This window comes from Spirosoma validum (genome assembly GCF_014699035.1).
GTDB classification, from domain to species: Bacteria; Bacteroidota; Bacteroidia; order Cytophagales; family Spirosomataceae; genus Spirosoma; species Spirosoma validum.
Genome location: NZ_JACXAA010000002.1, coordinates 272,594 through 292,228 on the forward strand (window position 1 = coordinate 272,594; position 19,635 = coordinate 292,228).

General features: G+C 46.6%; 18 protein-coding genes. 9 read left to right on the forward strand and 9 right to left on the reverse strand.

Annotation, left to right across the window (positions count from 1 at the left end):
- Positions 1 to 189: 189 nt before the first annotated feature.
- Together uxaC and IC230_RS06025 are read left to right on the forward strand one after the other, a co-directional pair.
- Positions 190 to 1,617, forward strand: coding sequence for a glucuronate isomerase (gene uxaC / locus IC230_RS06020; RefSeq protein ID WP_191038077.1), 1,428 nt, complete (start codon positions 190 to 192; stop codon positions 1,615 to 1,617).
- Between the two features lie 9 nt (positions 1,618 to 1,626).
- On the forward strand, positions 1,627 to 2,496 hold the full coding sequence (locus IC230_RS06025) for an alpha/beta fold hydrolase (protein WP_191038078.1): 870 nt from the start codon (positions 1,627 to 1,629) through the stop codon (positions 2,494 to 2,496).
- Positions 2,497 to 2,548: 52 nt separating this feature from the next.
- Here IC230_RS06025 and IC230_RS06030 read toward each other — a convergent pair whose 3' ends face one another.
- The 4 genes from IC230_RS06030 to IC230_RS06045 all read right to left on the reverse strand — a co-directional run bounded on the left by IC230_RS06030 (position 2,549) and on the right by IC230_RS06045 (position 6,672).
- A complete protein-coding gene (locus tag IC230_RS06030; protein ID WP_191038079.1) occupies positions 2,549 to 3,826 on the reverse strand; it encodes a metal-dependent hydrolase family protein in 1,278 nt (425 codons plus the stop codon).
- Positions 3,827 to 3,921: 95 nt separating this feature from the next.
- Positions 3,922 to 4,377, reverse strand: coding sequence for a DUF4920 domain-containing protein (locus IC230_RS06035; protein WP_191038080.1), 456 nt, complete (start codon positions 4,375 to 4,377; stop codon positions 3,922 to 3,924).
- A 197-nt stretch (positions 4,378 to 4,574) separates the two neighbouring features.
- Complete coding sequence (locus IC230_RS06040) at positions 4,575 to 6,479, reverse strand: asparagine synthase-related protein (RefSeq protein WP_191038081.1); 1,905 nt, start codon at positions 6,477 to 6,479, stop codon at positions 4,575 to 4,577.
- 28 nt (positions 6,480 to 6,507) lie between these two features.
- On the reverse strand, positions 6,508 to 6,672 hold the full coding sequence (locus tag IC230_RS06045; RefSeq protein WP_191038082.1) for a lasso RiPP family leader peptide-containing protein: 165 nt from the start codon (positions 6,670 to 6,672) through the stop codon (positions 6,508 to 6,510).
- 319 nt (positions 6,673 to 6,991) lie between these two features.
- Here IC230_RS06045 and IC230_RS06050 point away from each other — a divergent pair, with 319 nt between their 5' ends.
- On the forward strand, positions 6,992 to 7,417 hold the full coding sequence (locus tag IC230_RS06050; RefSeq protein WP_191038083.1) for a lasso peptide biosynthesis B2 protein: 426 nt from the start codon (positions 6,992 to 6,994) through the stop codon (positions 7,415 to 7,417).
- A gap of 53 nt (positions 7,418 to 7,470) precedes the next feature.
- The gene (locus IC230_RS06055; protein WP_191038084.1) at positions 7,471 to 7,998 is read left to right on the forward strand and encodes a DinB family protein; all 528 of its coding nucleotides are present in this window, start codon (positions 7,471 to 7,473) and stop codon (positions 7,996 to 7,998) included.
- Positions 7,999 to 8,061: 63 nt separating this feature from the next.
- Here IC230_RS06055 and IC230_RS06060 read toward each other — a convergent pair whose 3' ends face one another.
- The 4 genes from IC230_RS06060 to IC230_RS06075 all read right to left on the reverse strand — a co-directional run bounded on the left by IC230_RS06060 (position 8,062) and on the right by IC230_RS06075 (position 13,053).
- Positions 8,062 to 8,742, reverse strand: coding sequence for a porin family protein (locus IC230_RS06060; RefSeq protein WP_191038085.1), 681 nt, complete (start codon positions 8,740 to 8,742; stop codon positions 8,062 to 8,064).
- 153 nt (positions 8,743 to 8,895) lie between these two features.
- Complete coding sequence (locus IC230_RS06065; protein ID WP_191038086.1) at positions 8,896 to 9,972, reverse strand: aminotransferase class V-fold PLP-dependent enzyme; 1,077 nt, start codon at positions 9,970 to 9,972, stop codon at positions 8,896 to 8,898.
- 99 nt (positions 9,973 to 10,071) lie between these two features.
- Complete coding sequence (serA, locus tag IC230_RS06070; protein WP_191038087.1) at positions 10,072 to 11,976, reverse strand: phosphoglycerate dehydrogenase; 1,905 nt, start codon at positions 11,974 to 11,976, stop codon at positions 10,072 to 10,074.
- A 39-nt stretch (positions 11,977 to 12,015) separates the two neighbouring features.
- Complete coding sequence (locus tag IC230_RS06075; protein ID WP_191038088.1) at positions 12,016 to 13,053, reverse strand: YheT family hydrolase; 1,038 nt, start codon at positions 13,051 to 13,053, stop codon at positions 12,016 to 12,018.
- Between the two features lie 100 nt (positions 13,054 to 13,153).
- Between IC230_RS06075 and IC230_RS06080 the strand changes: the two genes are divergently transcribed.
- Positions 13,154 to 13,633, forward strand: coding sequence for a DUF6932 family protein (locus IC230_RS06080; RefSeq protein WP_191038089.1), 480 nt, complete (start codon positions 13,154 to 13,156; stop codon positions 13,631 to 13,633).
- The gene (locus IC230_RS06085) at positions 13,630 to 13,842 is read left to right on the forward strand and encodes a hypothetical protein (RefSeq protein ID WP_191038090.1); all 213 of its coding nucleotides are present in this window, start codon (positions 13,630 to 13,632) and stop codon (positions 13,840 to 13,842) included. The genes IC230_RS06080 and IC230_RS06085 overlap by 4 nt, the downstream gene beginning before the upstream one ends.
- Before the next feature lie 59 nt (positions 13,843 to 13,901).
- Here IC230_RS06085 and IC230_RS06090 read toward each other — a convergent pair whose 3' ends face one another.
- Positions 13,902 to 15,707: an acyl-CoA dehydrogenase gene (locus tag IC230_RS06090; protein WP_191038091.1), complete on the reverse strand. Its 1,806-nt coding sequence runs from the start codon at positions 15,705 to 15,707 to the stop codon at positions 13,902 to 13,904.
- Positions 15,708 to 15,858: 151 nt separating this feature from the next.
- On the opposite strand from IC230_RS06090, the gene IC230_RS06095 reads away from it, so the two are divergent.
- From IC230_RS06095 to IC230_RS06105, 3 genes are all read left to right on the forward strand, one after another.
- Positions 15,859 to 16,389, forward strand: a complete 531-nt coding sequence (locus IC230_RS06095) for a DUF2911 domain-containing protein (RefSeq protein ID WP_191038092.1) — start codon at positions 15,859 to 15,861, stop codon at positions 16,387 to 16,389.
- 269 nt (positions 16,390 to 16,658) lie between these two features.
- Positions 16,659 to 17,534, forward strand: coding sequence for a hypothetical protein (locus IC230_RS06100; RefSeq protein WP_191038093.1), 876 nt, complete (start codon positions 16,659 to 16,661; stop codon positions 17,532 to 17,534).
- 104 nt (positions 17,535 to 17,638) lie between these two features.
- Entirely contained in the window at positions 17,639 to 19,606 is a 1,968-nt protein-coding gene (locus tag IC230_RS06105) for a sialate O-acetylesterase (RefSeq protein WP_191038094.1), read from the forward strand.
- Positions 19,607 to 19,635 lie beyond the last annotated feature (29 nt).

Genomic DNA, 19,635 nt, shown 5'->3' on the forward strand with positions numbered 1-19,635 from the left:
TTGTCTGGCTGTTTACCAAATCCCGTAAGGTCTGGATTGCCGAATCGGGTAAAGACTGGCTTATTCGGGACTGGACACATCCGGTTGAGGTGCTGCCGGGTTGTCAATTTGTGCCTGACGATCTAATTAAAACATCAAAAAAATAACGAAAAGCCGGGAGATACGACCCGGCTTTTGCTTTTAGATAGTATGATCACAACTGCGCCCGCTCCGACATTCTTATCCGACGATTTTCTGCTACAAACCGAAACCGCCCGTCGGCTTTATCATGATTACGCCCGGCCCATGCCGATTATTGATTATCACTGCCATCTGCCACCTGATCAGATTGCAGCCGATAAGACGTTCGAAAATATTACCCAACTCTGGCTCTACGGCGATCATTACAAATGGCGGGCGATGCGAACGCACGGTATCGATGAGCGTTACTGTACGGGCGACGCATCCGACTGGGAAAAGTTCGAAAAATGGGCCGAAACCGTTCCATACACACTACGGAATCCGCTCTATCACTGGACGCATCTGGAGCTGAAAAATCCATTTGGCATTACGGACGTATTGAGCCCAGCTACAGCCCGGTCGATTTACGATAGCTGCAACGCGCAACTGCCAAATCTATCGGCCCGTAGTTTACTTCAGCACTTCGACGTTCGCGTAGTTTGCACTACGGATGATCCGCTGGATTCACTGGAACATCATCGAGCTATTGCGAAAAGTAATTTTAAGGTAAAAGTGCTGCCTGCCTTCCGGCCGGATAAGGCCATGGCGGCCGATGATCCGGTGTCGTTTCGGGCTTATGTGCAGAAAGTAGGCGAGGTGACAAACCGCGAAATCCGGACACTGACGCACTATCTGGACGCGCTCAAATCCCGGCACGATTACTTCGCCGAAATGGGATGCCGACTCTCGGATCATGGGCTGGAAATGATCTATGCGGACTCATACACCGAAAGTGAAATCGAGACCATTTTTACGAATCTGCTTCTGGGTTGGCAGAAAGGGGTGAGCGTACTAAGCCCTGCCGACATCCAGAAATTCAAATCGTTCATGCTGGTGCAGTTTGCCGAGTGGGATCACGAAAAAGGATGGACCCAGCAATTTCACCTCGGTGCACTACGTAACAACAACCGCCGTCGACTCCGCGAACTCGGTCCCGATACGGGTTGGGATAGCATCGGCGATTTCCCACAAGCAGCTTCGTTATCCCGCTTTTTGGGAGGGCTGGACGATCGTAATAAACTGGCGAAAACGATTCTCTACAACCTGAATCCAGCTGACAACGAAGTCATGGCGACGATGATCGGCAACTTTAACGATGGCTCAGTACGGGGTAAAATCCAGTTTGGCTCAGGTTGGTGGTTTCTGGATCAGAAAGACGGGATGGAAAAACAAATCAATGCGCTTTCCAACATGGGGCTGTTGAGTGCCTTTGTCGGGATGCTGACCGACTCGCGCAGCTTTGTCTCATACCCACGTCACGAATACTTCCGGCGCATTCTGTGTAACATTTTCGGTAACGAAATTGAGAATGGCGAACTCCCGAACGACGTTGACTGGGTTGGTCAGATCGTGCAGGATATCTGCTACCGAAATGCCGAGCGGTATTTTGGGTTTTAGTCCCGATCCATGACACATACGTTTATCGAAACGAACGGTGTCCAATTGCATGTCGTTCAGGCGGGTCCGAGTGACGGGCCGTTGATGATTCTGTTGCATGGATTTCCAGAGTTTTGGTATGGATGGCGACACCAGATCGATACATTAGCTGAAGCAGGTTTTTGGGTTTGGGTTCCTGATCAGCGGGGCTACAATCTCAGTGATAAGCCAACGGGCATTGCGGTTTATTCCATTGATACGTTAGTTGCTGATGTTATTGGGTTGATCGATGCGGCTGGCCGACAAAAAGCGGTGATCGTGGGGCATGACTGGGGCGCAGCCGTCGCCTGGTGGACTGCCGTTGTTTACCCGGAACGTATCGAACGGCTGGTCGTTCTGAACGTTCCGCATCCGACTGTGATGCAGCGGTTTGCCCGGCGCGATCTGGGGCAAATGCTACGTAGCTGGTACATTGGTTTTTTTCAGATTCCCTGCTTGCCCGAAAGGATATTTCGGTTAAGCAACTGGGCTTTACTCGCCCGAACGCTACGTAGCAGCAGCCAATCAGGTACGTTTACCGATGCTGATCTACAACATTATCGAACGGCCTGGTCAAAGCCGGGAGCGTTCATAGCGATGGTCAACTGGTATCGGGCGGCACTGCAAAAACTGCCAGTCCGTCAAGCATCAATCCGCGTCACTGTTCCAGCCTTATTGATCTGGGGCACTCGCGATCAGTTTCTAAAGCGTGAGATGGCTCCGCTTAGTATCGACCTTTGTGACAACGGCCGGGTCGTCTTTTTTGAGGATGCTACCCACTGGGTTCAACACGAAGAAGCAAAACGAGTGAATGAGCTGATAAAGGGGGAGGAAAGGGAGGAGGGGGACGAAAGGAAGTAAGGACAAAAATATCCCTTTTCTCCCCTTCGTCCCCCTCCTCCTTTCTCTCCTTTTATTGTTTATATACCTTCCCGTCTTTCATCACAAACTGAACCGTTTGTAACGTTTTAATATTCTGGATCGGATTCTCGCCAACAGCAATAATATCCGCAAATTTACCTGCTTCAATTGAGCCGATCTGCGTATCCATACCCAGCAGTTTAGCATTGGTCATCAGGGCTGCTTTGATCGCTTCGACCGGTGGCATACCCGCTTCAACCATGTATTCGAATTCTTTAGCATTGTAGCCATGGATAAATACGCCCGCATCAGTCCCAAATGCAATTTTTACGCCTGCTTTATAGGCTTTACCAAACGTTGCCTGAATTTTTGGGCCAATGGCTAACGCTTTGGGAACTACTAAAGGCGGGTAATACCCAAAATGTCGAGCCGAATCGGCAGCTGTCTTGCCCGCGATGATTGTCGGGACGTAATAGGTACCGTGTTTTTTGAATAATTCGATGGCCTCATCGTCCATCAACGTACCGTGCTCGATGGTCTGCACCCCCGCCCGAATTGCCCGTTTCATCCCTTCCGCGCCGTGTGCGTGAGCGGCTACGGGAAAACCGTAGTCTTTGCCCGCATCGACCACCGCTTTAACTTCTTCTTCGGTGAACTGAGGGCCGGAGCCGTCTTTCGCATTGCTTAGTACACCACCCGTGGCTGTAATTTTAATCAGGTCCGAGCCATCTTTGTAGCGCTGCCGAACGGCCTTCCGGGCATCTTCCGGCCCATTGATAACGCCATCTTCTGGACCGGGGTCACCCATTAAATCCTTACGATAACCATTCGTCGGGTCGGCGTGTCCACCGGTTGTGGCAATCGATTTGCCTACAGTTAGTACGCGTGGCCCATCTACCAACCCGGCATTGATAGCGTTACGTAGCGATACGTTTATACCCGATCCACCGAGGTCACGAACGGTTGTGAACCCTGCCAGTAAAGTTGTTTTGGCATAGCGGGCTGCCCGGTACGCTACGTCGGCTGGATTGCTGGTAAAGCCATCAATAGCCCCACCCCGGCGCGTCTGGCTTTCTAGGTGGACATGCATATCGATCAGACCTGGCAAAACCGTTTTCGATTTCATATCAATGACCTGATCCTTACCAGAAGGAGCAGAATAGCCTTTCTGGACAGCCGTAATTTTGTTTCCTTCAACGACTATTGTCATCCGAGGCTGAAGGGTAGTCCCAAGCCCATCAAATAAATTGCCGCAGTGAATAATGGTTTTTTGAGCAAAGAGAGGAGAGGCCAGCAGCGATAATCCTGCCAATAGGTATAGTTTTCTCATAAATGGTTATTGGTTGGGTACAAAAAAGGCCATAACAAGTAGTTACGGCCTTCAAAATACATTTTTCTGCTTGCTTTACCAGCACAAGCGATAATTCATCGTTTCACAATAGCCCCATCAGCCACGAAGGTCAGCGCCTTCTCGGGTTCGGTAATTTTCTCAATTTCTTCCTTCGATTTTCCCGCGTCCTGAGCATAATGACGCAGATCAGCTACAGGTGTTGTGGACGTTTCAGCGGTTCCTTCAACCACAACTGTTTTACCAACAATGTCTTTCGGAACGAAAAAGCCATAGTCTTTAAACGTAACACGCATGGTTTGGCCATCGCCGGTTTTGACCTTCATCCAGCAGCCTTTCACTTTGCAAACTGACTCCACCGTACCTTCTACTTTGGCAGGCATAGCCGTCTTATCGCCCATTTTAGTAGCTAACTGCGTAGCTGGAATGGCGCCAGTTTCGGTAATTTTTTTACCGTGGTAGCTGATGTCCTGCTGAGCAAAAACACCGAACGAAACCGCTACCAGTAAAGTAGTAATCAGAAATGTTTTCATGAGATTTATACTAATTAGTATGTGTACTCCTAGTCAACAGATAGTTCTTTAATAACTATGTTTAGCGATCATCCTTACGCGATGCTACCCCAAAAATACCTATTTAGACGAATTCTTAAAACAAATCAGAAAATGAAATTTATACGCTAGAAACTTGATACTAAAAGACCGAGTAGTCGGCTGGTAGAAAGTCGATGTTATTTTTTCTGCTGTTCAGTGTAGTCTAGCCATACAGCCAGATGAATGATACGTACCAGCGGAGGCATAACTACCTGCTTCTGGTGTACGTGGTGCTGATCGTTAAGTACAATTTTTACGTTTTCCTCGAAGGTTGTTCTATTAACTATCTGCCAGATCGGATGATCAGATGGTGTATGGGCCTCGAAATCTGCATATAGACTTATAAATAAATGAAGGTAGTGGTCTGTAAAGATTGCTTTTGTGGTACGATTAACGATCTTTTCAGGTAAGTAATCGGTGAGGGCTTTACGAAGTGTGCCACGCTTCCTACCGTCATCGAATTTGATACGTAACGGTATACTCAAACTAAGCTCTATTAAGTCAGCGTCGAAAAATGGCTGGGCGGAACGTAATGAATTTTGTCGATATATTTCGAAATATTCCTCCTGACCGTAAGTTTGATTCCCTTTAAAAATAACGTTCAAATGTTGCTTTTGAGCATTGCTGATCGGAGCGTTAATAGTAGTTGAGATATCCAGTGTTTCTGGTGGATATAACGCTTTCATTCTAGTACACTCCGCTAGTGTTTCGGGTCGAATTAGTTTGTCAATTTTGGGAGGTGTAATCTGTTTCGTATGTCTTATTTTTTGACTAAAAATTGTAAATAAATCCTCAAGCCTGCAATCAAATTCTTTGTATAGAATCCACAGTGTTTGTGGTATGTTAGACCAGCTTTGCTTTCTTTTTTCTTTGCCCAGTAGTAAACGTAGCGCATATAATCTAGCTGATTTCTTCTTGTCTTTTTTAGAATTTGATCCAGCAGATTTAACGACCGACAACGAATAGTCAAACGATTGTTTAATTGCCATTTTCGCCTTAGCCCATTCTTCTTTATCGACTAGTTCTTGAATATATTGAGTGCCGTAATTCACTACCTGATCACCCCAATGTCCCGACAGAAATATATCACAGTTATTTTGTTTGGCTGCTTCAATTAAATCTAATTGAATCGTATAATTAAATACAAAGCACGGTTGGCCATTCAGTTCCGTCAACTTCCTGATAGCTTCATAATTTGAACAACCTGGTTCAACTGTCTGATGAATAGTATGCCACTGATTTACTACAGCTTCTATAAACTCGTTCTCGTGAGCTTTGGCTGTCTGTGTGGCAAAATTAAACGTATGAATAGGCTCATTTCTTAGCGACTGTGCTACGCTGCAAACAGCTGAAGAATCAAGACCACCGCTTAGCGTAGCGGCTATCTTCTTGAACGAATCTGTATTTTTTTGAACAGATTCTATAAAAAGCTGCTGAAAACGTTCGATATACTCAGTGTCCGTAAAGGACTGATATTTTGTCAGATCAAATTTTCCGTATCGTTTAAAGTCATTAATCGTATCTTGTTTTATACAAAGTACATAAGCAGGAAGAAGGCGATAAACGTGCTGATAAAAGGTTTGATTGTTAGGCAGTGCATGAATATTACAAGCTATATATTCGATAATTTTTGAGTAATTAATGGCAGGAATAAAAAGCCTGGAAGCCAGTAGTGCATTCATGGAGAAGCTGAACGTAAAAACGTTTTCTTCTGGTAAGGCAAAATAATACAGAGGGTAATTACCCATGAAGTCACGCGCAGCTATGATTGTGTCATTGGCAGAGTCATATAAAATAAAAGAAGAATCTCTGAACGTAATGTGTTCAGTAAATTCTTCTTTATAATAGAGATAAGATTCAATTATTTTTTTGCCCGAGTGTAAACCGCATTCCCAAACGTAAATTTGGTTATACTTCAGAAAAAAAATGTCCCTTTTCTCACTATCTGGCTGATCCGATAAAAAGGAAGTTGGCTTCCAGTCAAAATCACAAAAAGTAAAGGACTTATGTTGACTGGTAAATAGCTGTACTTCGTGCTTCATATAAGAATACCCAGTTACTGGTTTATCCTTATTCAAGGTCTTGTACTAAAGAGCCTTCATCATAATTAAGGCTACCTTCTCCTAGGGTTATTTCCTTCACGTTACCGTGTTTAGTGAGTTGCGGAGTGATATACGTTTTTTTAGACGTATCATCGTTGGCGTACTTGCTCTGATCCGTGTTGTATCCTTTCATAATTTTACTAATTGCGAAAATTGAGGTCTAATTAAATTCAGAAAATAGTAGTGGCCACATAGATTTTTTATATAAATTATTGAATTACTTTAAAAGTATTCATATCTATGTATGTTAATAGCTAAAGTAATGATTTTTATAATATGAACATTTTTATAATTGTATTATTGTAAAATAAAATATGTAACTATTGTTTGTAAAAATATATAATAAAAATTACTGCGACAGGTTTACATTAAACGACTGCAAGTGCAATTAGCTGTCAGAACGCTATTAAGATAAAATGCGTTTGAGGTAGAAATGCAGGTTGAAAAAGCGAATGAAAAACTGGTTGAGACGAGCTGAAAAATTCTTTTCTTATTCTTTTACCGAACAACTATTGATTGTTAACGCTTTCTGGGTTGTTTTGTCAGTTCGATTAGCTTTGAAGCTTTTGTCTTTTCAGCGCTTTAGAGCGTTGTATGCATCTCTGTTAAAGCCTGCGTTGATCCAAGATGTACCTAATGAGCGTATTGAACGATACGTATGGGCAATAGAGCGCGTAAGTGGTTCACTATTAGCTGTTTGTTTGCCGCAGGCGCTAGCCCTGAAATTTTTCTTGAGGAGAGATAAAGGAACCGAAATCGTTATTGGAGTTGATAAAAAAAGCGGGTTCAGTGCGCATGCCTGGGTGGAAAAAAACGGTAAAATCTTAATAGGTGATACCCCCCAGATAAGTTTTCAGCCTATCTGGAGATGGCAGTAAGCCGAACAGGAAACTGATACAATGATCCCACTACGTTACTAATATAAAACCCTATGGAAAACGTACGCTTGACGGAGGAGCAACTGCGTTTATTGCCTGATTGTCAATCGTTTGTTGACGTAGTGAATAGACTTTCTGAAGATCAGTTTACGTATAAACAGGCAGACGGGAAATGGTCGGTGGCAGACGTGATGCAGCATCTCTATTTATCGGCGCGACCTATAGCCCGTCTGATGACTGGACCCCGCGAGGTGTTGCTGCAATGGGGGAAATCAGATGCCTCGTCAAGAACGTACGATACCATATCGTCTACGTATCAGCAGATCTTACAAACGACCGTTAAAGCTCCAGCTGTGTTTACTCCCCGCCCAGAAGACATGGATGTTGATAAGAGCACAATTGTGGAGCGGTTTTTAAGTGTTTATCAAGACCTACTTGATGCCCTTGGTAACTGGACTGATCGTGAATTGGATGGATATATCATTCCACATCCTGCCTTAGGCAAATTAACCGTGCGGGAGATGATTCATTTTACGAGCGCCCATACTCAGCATCATTTGCGATTATTGCCGAAAGCATAAAAAAAAGGTGGTTGTTCAAACCACCTTTTCCTGAAATTTCTTGTCTGGGATAGCGTCTATACGTTACCGACGTTTTCCTACCGTCCCAAAGTAATAGTTGACACCAAGCTTTAGTCTGCCTCCTTTGCCCCGGCTTACGGTTGGATCAATCTTGTTATAAAAGCTGTTCTCGAACGCTACTTCTGCTCCCAGCCGGTGAAGTATCCACGCCATTACGCCTATTTCTAAGCCGACGCTCGTGTATTTAAACTTCGTGTCGGCTGCGGTGTTTTCGGAGAATTCACGACCGCTATTCAGACTGGCTCCTATGAAACTGCTGATACGGGTACGAAAAGGATAGTAGCGAGCAAACGCCCCAATTTGTCGGGAATGGTACTTGTTGCCAACGAGCCGGTCGAAATCATATCGTAATCCCGCTGCAAAACCAGGCTGGAAAAAATAGCCAACGCGTGTGTTAACGCCCAGATAAACCTGTCCGTCGGTAGCTCCCATACCCAGGCCCCCTCCTACAAACAGGTTGTTCGGTTCAAACCAGCTGAGTTGATTTCGTTGCTGGTAGCTCCGGGATTTGTCGACTTCCTCTTCCAGTTTCTCGGCGGTCTGGCTTGCTTTCTGACGAACGTCGTCTTTAGTTTCCTCGCTGATGAGTGGTTTCGATCGGCCTGTCGAATCCGATCGGTTTTGTGCTAAGCTAACCCCCGATAAACAGGTTAGCAATGTTATAGTTGTAAGTAATTTCTTCATGACTGTTGAGTTAATGCCCTAAAAGCTTTGTTCTATTAACTATAAAGCCAAAATAAGGTTTGTAACTGCTGAGGTACAGGTCGTGTTAAGCCATAAAAAAAGCCTTCCAGCTAAACAAGAAGGCTCAATCAGAAGAACAGGTATGCTAGACGGCTACTTTTTCAACTGATCAATCAAGGACGCTATCTGTTCAGTAGATACGGCCGGGAAATTGGCGATTCGGATTTGTGACTCCTTAAACTTACCATAACCGCTACCCACTACCATATTGGCCGTTTTTGCGGCTGTAATTACGTCGGCTGACGGCTGTTTGGTCGTTGCCACAATAACGGTCTGCGACCGATGCCGATCCTGTTTCACGAATGGCTCATAGGCATCTGAAGCATCCAGAAATTTATATAGCATTCGCCCTTTCTCTTCGGTCTGCCTGCGAATTGTATCAATACCAGTTCGGTTAAAATCTTCCGCAATTTTCCCGAGCAAATAAATGTACAATACGTTCGGCGTGGCGGGCGTTTCATACGTTTTGTAGTGCTTCCAGAGCACTGGGAGTGTATGATGAGCACCAATTGTCAACGTATCATTTTGTTGTAAGTATTCCGCTTTTTCAAGGCAGCTTTGATTCGCAATCCAGACACCCAGACCAGCCGGCATGCCAAAGGCTTTCTGAACGGAGAAGAACGCTGAATCGATCAAACCGAAGTCAAGGTCGGGGTAAGGGGAGGATGAAACCGTGTCGACACAGAATAGTTTTTTCGGATATTTCCGTTTCAGCTTGTGCATTTCGGCGGGCCGCATCTGTACACCCGACGATGTTTCGTTATGCGTCAGACAAACTAATTCTGCATACTCTGGTACCTCTATATCGGCCGCGTCGAAACCTTCACCAAATGGTTTTTCGAGTACGTTGGTATGCTTGTGTAAGGCGTTGGCGTAATCGTAAAATTTCTGCGAGAATGATCCATTGACCAGGTGAAAACTTTCGTGTTCGACACAGTTCAGTAAGACGCGTTCCCACACCTCTGAAGCTGATCCCGTAAAAAAAATGCCGTGCGTGTCCGGAATGTTCAGCAACGTACGGAGCTGATCGTCGGCAAATTTGTAAATATCCTGGAAGCGTTGACTACGGTGAGAGATTGAGCCAATCTGCTCATCCATAGCCTTTTGCAAATGCTGATAAAAAGACGGATAAAGTTCGGCGGGACCGGGAGTGAAGTAGGTGTTTTTCATAGAAGGGAGGAAGGAAGAGAGGAAGGAATAGGAAGAAGGGGAGAAAAGCTGGATCGTTTGATTCCCTTTCATCCCTCTTTTCCGTCCTCCCTTTCCTCCTTAATACAAAAGTCTAAACTTAATCGTGTTATCAATACCTTTCAGTTCCTGCACCACTTCATCGGCGTATTCTTTAGCAACGTCGGTGATTACATAGCCAATCTGCTCATTGGTTTTCAGATATTGACCATGAATATTGATATGGTACTTGGCAAAAATGCTGTTCATCTGAGCCAGAATACCCGGTACGTTGGCGTGAATATGCAGCAATCGGTGTGCGCCCTTTAGCAGTGGTAATTGAAGTTCAGGGAAATTCACACTACCATACGTACTGCCGTTATTGATGTATTCGAGGAGTTTACCCGGTACGAAATTGCCGATATTCTCCTGCGCTTCTTCGGTGCTGCCGCCAATGTGGGGTGTCAGAATAACGTTAGGCTGGTTGCGTAACGCGTTTACGAACTCCTCGTTGTTGGTTTTTGGCTCGTAGGGAAACACGTCGACACCGGCTCCATACACTTTACCGCGCTCGAGCGCATCTACTAACGCTGGAATATCGACAATATGACCGCGTGAGAGATTCAGGAAAATAACCCCATTTTTCATCAGGGAGAACTCGCGGTAGCTGATCAGATTCTTGTTTTCCTTCCGGCCGTCGGTGTGCAAACTAATGATGTCCGCTACAGCCAGAAGTTCGTCTAGTGACTTGCATTTGCGGGCATTACCGAGCGCGAGTTTATCCACTACGTCGTAGAAATAAACTTCCATCCCAAGGGCTTCAGCGACGACCGACAGTTGCGTACCGATGTTGCCGTAACCAACCAGACCCAGTTTTTTGCCACGCACTTCGAAACTGTTCTTCGCTGACTTATCCCAGCCGCCTTTGTGCATCAGATTACTCTTCGGCACAATGCTTCGAATCAGCATGATGATCTCGCCAATGGCCAATTCGACTACGGAGCGGGTGTTGCTATACGGTGCGTTAAAAACGGCGATACCTTTTTGCGTACAGGCATCCAGGTCAATCTGGTTCGTACCGATGCAGAACGCGCCTACGGTCATCAGTTTGTTGGCATGCTCCAGTACCCGCGCCGTTACGTTTGTTTTCGAGCGGATACCCAGAATCGATACGTCCCGAATGGCTTCGATCAGCTCATCTTCATCCAGCGCACCTTTTCGGATTTCAACGTTAAACCCTTCCTGTTCAAAGAGTTGAACAGCTACGGGATGAACATTTTCCAGAAGCAGAACCTTAATCCGGCTTTTTGGATATGACTGACTGCGGCTCAAGTTATTGTGGTATAAAAATTCATCGAGCGAGGGCGCTACGTGGTCGGCTTTCTCCACAACCCGAGGACGCATCACATTCTCCGTAAAAGCATAGAATCGATTGGCCAGACCTGATGCTTTGATTTCATAATCGGTATAGCCGTCGCCAATAACGTAAACTTCGCCGTCGAGATTCAGATCCCGAATCACCTGCGATTTACCACCATTGGCTGACAGTGGATTTTTAGGATCGAAACCAATAATGGCCCCACCGGTATCAAATACGAACGTATTGGCAAAGACATTCTCCGCCCGAACTCCAAGCGACGTAACGATTGGGATGATAAACTCTTTAAAACCGTTCGAGACAACGTAGATGTGCTCTGCGTTCTCAGCCAGGAATTGTTTGTTCCGTGTAAAGGAGTCGGAGATTTTACCCATCAGGTTTTCGACGAGAGCGGGTAGTTGATCGCGGTGGGCTTTCAGCAGACCCAATCGCAGGTTCAGTGATTCGGTAAACGAAATCTCGCCTGACATGCCCCGGTCGGTAATGGTTTTAATCTGATCCAGTGCGTCATCGCGGTCGGGGCGACCAACGAGTGAAATTTCACCTAGTACGTCGAGGGCTTCAACCTTCGTAAAGGTGCTGTCGAAATCAATGATGTAATACGTTTGTTCGAGCGGTTTGGTAAGCATAGTTAAAAAATCGCCGTTTCAGCGATTTGTTGAATCGTCTTATTGTCGTGTCAAAGTAGAATCTGTTAAAAACGATAACGCCCGTTCTTCTGACCAGGATGTGCTCTGAGTACCGCCGTTTTTTGACGGGAATCCACAATGACCTCCTTGTTCAGGAAACTCCATCCAGACGTTGGGGAGTTCCCTTGCTAACGTAGCCGGGAAGCATTCGGGTGATAAAAACGGATCATTTTTAGCGTTGACGATTAGTGTAGGAATGGCAATGGTTGGTATAAACTGTAAAGAACTGCTTCGGGTATAATAATCCGTTACGTCCCGAAAGCCGTTCATGGGCGCTGTAAACAGATTATCGAATTCGCGGATACTGCGAGCATTACGTACTGCGTCCATCGGGAATACGCCCGGCATGACAGCCGCTTTCTGCATGACTTTACGCTTCAGTGTTCGGTTGAAGCGATGGTTGTAAACCAGACTATCCCACTGTTCGAGCCGCCGGGCTGACCCCATCAAATCTAGGGGAACCGAAAATACAACCGCTTTTTTGATCGCTGGCTCAATCGTTTTTCCCTGTTCTCCAAGGTATTTCAGCGTTACGTTGCCTCCCGCGCTAAAACCAATCAAGTAAATCGTAGAATAACCTTTTGACAATGCGTATTGAATGACAAAGTGAAGATCGCCCGTTTCGCCAATGTGGTAAAAACGTTCCTGCCGATTCAGTTCGCCACTGCACGAGCGATAATGCCAGGCCAGACAATCGAACCCGTTTTGCGTTAGATGCCGCACCATTCCCGCCAGATACTGACTCGATGAACTGCCTTCCAGCCCGTGTGAAAGGATGGTAAGGATAGGGCATGGGGCATGGGGCATGGGGCATGAGATATCTGTATTTTTCCCTCTGCCCTCTGCCCCTTGCCCCATGCCCCAGTCCAGGTCTAAAAAATCATCATCCGGGGTTTCGATACGTTCGCGGACGTAATCGACCGCTACCTTGCGAAACAGCGAGGGGATAATGGTTTGCAGGTGGCCGTTCCACAAACGGGCGGGCGGCACATAACTCGATGGGGCAATCAGCGGCATTACCAGGCGCGGGCGATTGAAGCCGCAAAGGTAAGGGTTCTGAGACTTAGAAGCTTAGTAAATCCCAAAAATCATAGTTTTGTCCTCCATTATATAGCCTATGCTGATTTTTGATGAAAATGAGCTGTTAACGCCAGCCGAAGGAATTCTTGTTACGATTGATGATTTCTATGCTGTATTTGTTCAACCATTCGCCACGTCAGAAACGCGTAAACGACTTTTTCAAGAATGGGTAGAGTACAACCGGATGTTGCGACAGGAAATCGGTGAAGGCTTTACGCAGTGGATCGACGGAAGCTTTGTAACGCATAAAATGAACCCGAAAGATATTGATATTGTGAGTTTTATTCCGTCTCATCTTTTTCGTAAATTTGAGAAGCGCCTGGATTACTACTGGACGGACAACTGGGAGCGAGAAGGCGTCGATGCATACTTGGTTGAACAACTTGCTACGTATCATTCTCGTTATAGCGATTACATTGTGCAAGTTGAAAATTGGGAGAAACTATACACAAGAACCAAAGCGAGCAGTAAGTCTGCGGGTATTTCTAAAGGATTTTTAATTCTTGATATCGAATGAATGAACAACAATATGCACAGGCTCTAAGCCATCAGTTGGATATGATCGCCGGTTTCAAGCGATCGCTGGCTGATCAGCAGGCACACGGTACGGACTTAGGTGTGAGACAGTATAAGCATTTAATCGGAAAGCTTTTTGAGGAGTTAGATGAGCTGATAACAATGGCTCCGGAGCGTTCTAAACATGAAGTTATCGTTCATCAGGAATGAAAACGACTGGAACGACGTGTTTTTCAAAAAAGTCGTTCCAGTCGTTTTCATTACCCATTTTACAGTGCCAGTTCTTTCTCTGTCACGATCGTCAGAACTTCCATATCCGTAAGCCGTTGCGCCAACCCCAATGTTTTCGGAACTTCGTAGTGGAAATAGAATTTCATTGTGTGAATTTTCCCTTCGTAAAACGCCAGCTCGTCACTCTCTGGATTCTGTGTTAGCAACGTTTGCTTAGCGACAACTGCCTGCTTGAGCCACTGCCAGGCAATAACAACGATCCCGAACATTTCCAGAAACAACGTAGCGTCGGCCAAATAGCGCTCAATATCGCCTTTCTGAGCGTGGGGCATCAGACTCGTGACGACTTCCTGCGTCCGCTTGATTTCGGCCTTGAGTTTGTCTGCGTATGGTTTCAGGTCATCAAAGGTACTGGCTTCGGCGATGATCTTGCTCATCTCGGCGAATAGCAACTGGGGCGCTCTGCCGCCTTTCATCGTCATCTTACGTCCTAATAAATCCTGCGCCTGGATGCCCGTTGTGCCTTCATAGATCGGCGTAATCCGAATGTCGCGATACAGTTGTTCAACTGGAAAGTCTTCCGTGAAACCGTAGCCACCAAACGTTTGTACGCTCTGGCTCACCGACTGAACGCCCATTTCGGAAGGATAGGATTTTGCTACGGGCATCAGCAAATCAAGCAGCAGAAACGCATTTTCTTTTTCTTGGCCTTCCGCTACTTCACTAATGTCATAAAGCCGGGCTGCTTCGATTAATAAAGATAACGAACCTTCCGTTACGGCTTTCTGGAACAAGAGCATTCTTCGCACGTCGGGATGGTTGATGATCGGCGTTTGTGGCGAATCCAACTGACCTTTTTGATTTAACCGGCGGCTTTGCGGACGTTCCTTCGCGTACTGAAGTGCGGCATAATAAGCAGCTGTCGCGATGGCCGCTGCCGTCATACCTACGCCAATACGGGCCTCGTTCATCATCTGGAACATATAGGGCAAACCCTGATGCGGTTCCCCAACGAGGTAGCCAATCGTGTTGTCGTTCGAGCCCATCGTCAGGTGCATGGCCGGTACGCCTTTCTGTCCCATTTTGTGGTACACACCCGTTGACGTTACGTCGTTATCAACCAGACTGCCTTGCTCATCTTTGCGGTATTTCGGTACCACAAACAGCGAAATGCCTTTCGTTCCTTTCGGGGCACCGTCAATACGGGCCAGCATCAGGTGAATGATGTTTTCTGCCGCATCGTGGTCACCTGCTGAGATGAATACTTTCTGGCCTTTAATCTTATAGCTTCCATCGGACTGGGGAGTTGCCGAAGTTGTTACGTCGGAGAGTGATGAACCGGCCTGCGGTTCGGTCAGAGCCATGGTCCCCTGCCAGGTTCCATCCAGCATATTTGGTACGTAAGTCTGGCTCAGTTCCGGTGAGCCGAACGACGTAATGAGGTGAGCCGCTCCCGAAGTCAAACCCGTGTACATCATACCGTTATTGGCAGCCATCACAATAAAACCGACGCATGAACTGATCATCTCGGGTAACTGCTGACCACCGTGTTCAAAGGAAAAGCCTGCGCCAATCAGGCCCGCTTCGCCCATGGCTTTCAGGTACTCTTTGATTTTTGGATGCACCGTGACCTGCCCATTTTTAAGTTCAGGCTGATTCCGATCAACTTCCTTCAGGTAAGGATGCATCAGCGTATCCGCAATATAGGTAGCCGAGTCGAGCACGAGGTTGAACGTCTCCCGGTCGTGGGCGCTGAAGTATTCGTATTTGGTTAATTCTTCTGCCTTAAAGACTTCGTGCAGCAGAAATTGCAGATTACGTTTGCTGAAATACGTAGTGGCCATATAGGACGATCTGGTTAGGAATTTGGTTGGTACGAATACCGTTGAGTAAGTAAAAATACGACTTCCGCAACGTTGTTTATACAGTTCACGGAAAACTATCGTTTACTTTACGCCGTTTATAAAACGGAATAAACCAACCAACATTTCACACATGAAAAAGCTAGTTTTAGTATTTACGTTCCTCTTTGCAATGGTGTCGGTGGTGCAGGCGCAGGACAAAAAAGCACCCGCGAGTCCGAAAATAACCGTTGAAAGCCCAGATAAAAACATCAAGGTTATTTATGGTCAGCCTTCCAAAAAAGGACGGGTCATCTTTGGTGCTGATGGATCAAGTAGTCTGGAGAAGTACGGTAAAGTCTGGCGGACAGGCGCTAACGAAGCCACGGAGGTAACGTTCAAGAGCGACGTTATGTTTGGTGGAAAAATGGTGAAGGCTGGTACGTATACGCTTTTTACCATTCCGGGCGAAAAAGAGTGGAGTGTCATTTTAAACAGCACCTTAGGCCAATGGGGCGCTTATGATTACGATAAGATTAAAGGTACTGACGTAGCCACAATAAAAGTGCCGGTTTCGATGAACAAAACGCCCATCGAAAAACTGACCATTACGCCTGCCAACAGTAGTATCGCCATTGCCTGGGATAACATGACCATTTCAGTGCCGGTTATGAAACATGGTTAAGCAAAACTGTTGAAAACCGGTACCTAACTGTTGTTTATTTGAGTCAACAACATACCCGATCTGCTAAGGTCGGGTATGTTGTTTTAATGCCTTGTTAATCAAAGTTTTATCGTGAGAATAGTAGATTTTTGACGTGCCAGTATTTGTCTATTAAGTTCTTTGCAGACGGTTATTGGATTTGCCGGAACTTTTTTTGAAAAATTAGCTGTAAGTAGTTAACAAACAAACGCTTATCGCGTTATTTGTAAAACGCTTTAACCAGATGATGGATGATGAAACGCTACTTACTAATTATACTGCTTGGCTTGGCCGTATTTCCTGTCTGTGGCCAGGGTGTCACGGACTACTATCGGGCACCGGACCAGGGCCAACAATATAGCCGATTACTTACGCGCTATGGTGGGTCAACTATTCAAAATCGGTGGTACGTAGCACTCGAAGGATTCGTCAGAACAGACCGCGCTCAGCTCGATAACTCCTTCAATGGACTGATAGAAAGTGATCGGGTAACCCGACTCGGTGGAAGCGCCGTTATTGGCTGGGTATATCGGGAACGATGGGCTGTTGAAGCAGGCTATGCCCAAATGCCTATCCATACCCAGGTATCGGTTGTTGAGGCCAGCTCTCCCTTGACGTTTCGCTATACGAATGCCCACAGCGCTTTCGTGTTACGCGGCAAGCGATTGGTTCTGTCTACCAGTAAACCGTGGCTGCGGTCGGGCTTCTGGCTGAGTGGTGGCCTATGGGGAATACCAAATAACGGACAAAGGGAAGGTAGTTTTTCAATCTCGGGGACCCGATATCTGAACATGCGTGAAACGCGCGTTCCCGTTCAACTAGTGGGCCATACATCGGTCAATGGTCAACCAACTACCTTAGCCGAAGTGGGTGCTGAATACGCAATTCGACTAAGCAGTGCGGTCGATCTGGGCTTTTCGGTCCGTAAGTTTTTCGGGCTTGGCAACTCCATTACGACCGACGTTAGCTACGCCGAGAAACAGGGGCCTGTTCAGCAAGCCCAATTGCAGGGTGATGGTACGGGGATGAGTTATGGCACAACGCTACGGTACACGTTTAGCACACGCCGAAAAATGACCAGCGTACTGGATGTTCAGGGAAAGAAACGATCGACTAAATTTTTATAGGTCCAATTGAAAAGAATCAGGAAAATTAGATAAAAGAAAGTAGGTGGCTATAACGGCCACCTTTTTTGTTGGCTAAACAACGAGCCTGTAAAATCCTGACCTGTATGAAACGTGTGCCATTTGGAAGTCTATTTTTATCGCTGCTGGTCATTCAATCGGCGCTTGCCGATGTACGTTTACCAAACGTATTTGGTTCGCATATGGTCATGCAGCGCCGAAAGCCTGTACCTGTCTGGGGATGGGCCGACCCGAACGAAACCATAACCGTTACGCTCAATAAACAGACCAAATCCGTCAAGGCAGGTAAAGACAGTAAATGGCGGCTAAACCTGGACCCAATGGAAGCGGGTGGCCCGTACCAGATGCTGGTGAAAGGCAAGAAAAATGCCGTTACGTTCGATGATGTGCTGATGGGCGAGGTATGGGTTTGTTCCGGGCAATCGAATATGGAATGGCCGTTACGTTCGGCTTCCAACGCTAAAGACGAAATCGATAGGGCGAATTACTCGAACATTCGGCAATTGCTGGTCAAAAAAGACATTAGTTTAACGCCAAAAGATAACATCGAAGGTGAATGGAGCGTCTGCACACCCGAAACCGCTCCTGGTTTTACGGCCGTTGGGTACTTTTTCGCCAGGCAGCTTCAACAGGAACTGAACGTACCGATTGGTCTGATCAATACGTCCTGGGGCGGTACCCATTCCGAAACCTGGACCAGCCGCGAAGCCATGAACCGCGATGAGGATTTACGGGTAGTAGCGGGTAAACTGCCTGCTACGTACGACGAGGTAATTCGTGCGGGTAAAGAACGTAGTGATGCGTTTGTGCAGGCGCAGCAGGGTAGCCTGCCTACATTGGCTGACGAGCAAGCCTGGGCAACTATCAATGCGAATGATAGTCAGTGGAAAAGGATGGCTATGCTCGGCGACTGGGAGTGGAAGGGCTTGCCAACCCTGGACGGTGTTGTCTGGTTTCGACAAGAAGTGATGATTCCTGAAGGAAGTAAGTTACAGAAAATGACCCTGCACCTGGGATCTGTCGATGATGCTGATTCGACATTTGTTAATGGTCAACTGGTAGGGAATAAAAAAGGCGGGGGCATTCGGGAGTACAGTTTGCCGGATGGTTTATTGAAACCGGGACGTAACGTATTGGCCATTCGTGTTTCGGATTCAGGTGGATCGGGAGGGATGATGGGGCAGGCCAGTCAGTTTTACCTAGCGAATGATAACCTGACAATTCCGCTGGCCGATCAGTGGAAATACCGCATCGCCCGGGTTTTTCCATCCTCCTACAAACCGGGACCTAATACGTATGGTACGCAGTTGTTCAACGCTATGCTAAAGCCGCTGATTCCCTACGCGATTGAAGGCGTCATTTGGTATCAGGGTGAATCGAATGCAGGAAGAGCGTATCAATATCGCCGAACCTTCCCGCTCATGATTCAGGACTGGCGGCAACATTGGGGGTACGATTTTCCGTTTTTATTTGTGCAGCTGGCTAATTATAATGCTGGTAACGGTGACAGTCGACATGGCAGTAACTGGGCCGAACTTCGTGAAGCACAAACGATGACACTTCAACTACCGAATACTGGAATGGCCGTTACGTCCGACATTGGCGAGCGGAGCGATATACACCCCAGAAACAAGCAGGATGTCGGCAAACGGTTAGCGGCTGAAGCCATGCGGGTTGCGTATCCAAAAAGCGAAGCCAATGGGAACGACGTATCGCGCGGACCACAATTTGATAAAATGATGATTGACGGTAACCGGGCCGTTCTAACGTTTCGCAACATGGGCGCCGGTCTGGTGGCAAAAGATAAATATGGGTATCTGAAAGGTTTTGAAGTAGCGGGTACCGATCAGAAATTCTATTATGCCAAGGCGGAGCTTCAGGGTAATTCAGTGGTTGTCCATGCTGATTCCGTAACGACGCCGGTGGCAATACGGTATGGCTGGGCCGATGATAACGGCGAGGTGAATTTGTATAACCAGGAAGGGTTCCCAGCCATTCCCTTTCGAACCGATACGTGGAAAGGGATTACCGAAGCGGCTAAGTTTGGAAACTGATCAGAACCGCTCCGGCGGACTGCCGGAGC